Raw genomic sequence first — 1,476 nt, forward strand, 5'->3', positions numbered from 1 at the left:
GCCTGGACAAACTCAACTTCGATTGTTCTAACGTGGGGGTTAATACGGTTACTCTTACCGGCACAGACCCTAGCGGAAACTCTGCTTCGGCCACAGCCACTGTAACGGTGATTGATAACACTGCGCCTACTGCATTGGCCAATAGCTTTGAGGTGTTCCTCGATGCCAATGGCGAAGCGGTTATTTCTGCAGAGCAGGTGAACAACGGCTCTTTCGACAACTGCGGTATTGCTTCTTACACCATCGACAGAACTTCATTCGGTTGTGGAGATTTGGGTGAAAACACGGTAACTCTTACTGTAACTGACGTGAATGGCAACGTAAGCACTACTACGGCTACTGTTACGGTTACGGATAACATTGCTCCGGTTGTGGTTACCAAAAATGCCTACAAGGTTATTAGCTCAGGGTCTTCTATTACCATCACTCCTGAAGATGTTTTGGTTCTCAACTGTTCGGGTGGAGGAATCTCTGAACCTCAGCCGGTACCCGGTAGTGGCGATGGAATGACTTTCCTTGCCTCTGACTGTACTTATGACAATTGCTCTATTGTTACTTATGAGATAGACAAAAAGACTTTTACTTGCGATGATACTGGTGAGAATATCATAACCATTACGGTGACGGATCAAAGCGGAAACTCTACTACCGCTACGGCTACCGTAACCATTGTAGATAGTGCCAAGCCTTTTGCCATTGCTCAGAACATTACCGTTGAACTGGACGAAACAGGCAATGTATCCATTACCCCTGAAATGATCGACAATGGTTCTTACGATGCATGTGGATCCATAACCCTGGAGCTTTCCAAAACTGCTTTCGATTGCTCGAATGTGGGAGAAAACACCGTAACTCTCATTGTAAGAGATGCAGCCGGAAATACGGCTACTACCACGGCTACCGTTACGGTGGTAGATAACACGGCTCCTCCGGTAGTCACTCAAAACATTACGGTGGCGCTTGATGAAAACGGTCAGGCCAGAATACACGACAAAGACGTACTCTACATCTGTGAAGATGCCGTTATTGAGTCATCGAATGGCGGTGGTCTGGGGGGCGGCCTGGGCGGTGGCTTAGGTGGCGGACTCGGAGGTGGCCTGAGTGGAACAACAACTAGCTCAACGGGTATTCCTTACAGCGACTTTACCATCGATAGTGACCTGTCGCAGTTTACTTCCTGTACTACTGATAATTGTAAGATCATTTCCATTGCTACTTCCAAGACTACTTTCGATTGTTCTAATCTGGGTGAAAACACTGTAACAGTTACCGTAAGAGATGCTTCTGGCAATATCTCTACGGCTACTGCCATAGTTACAGTAGTAGATAATGCCGCTCCTGTAGTTGAGGTTCAGGATGTAGCTCTTACTCTCGATGCTTCGGGCAATGCCACGCTTTCAATGGCTCAGGCAGAGGTATCTAGCTCTGACAACTGTGGAATTGCTTCTAAGGTGCTGAGCAAAACAGCTTTCGATT

1 pseudogene is annotated in these 1,476 nt (G+C 47.1%); it reads left to right on the forward strand.

Annotated features, from left to right (window positions below):
• Positions 1 to 1,476: pseudogene (locus tag IE164_RS18480) on the forward strand (hypothetical protein); the annotation flags it as partial.

Origin of the sequence: Roseivirga thermotolerans (genome assembly GCF_014653175.1) — a bacterium.
Lineage (GTDB): Bacteria > Bacteroidota > Bacteroidia > Cytophagales > Cyclobacteriaceae > Roseivirga > Roseivirga thermotolerans.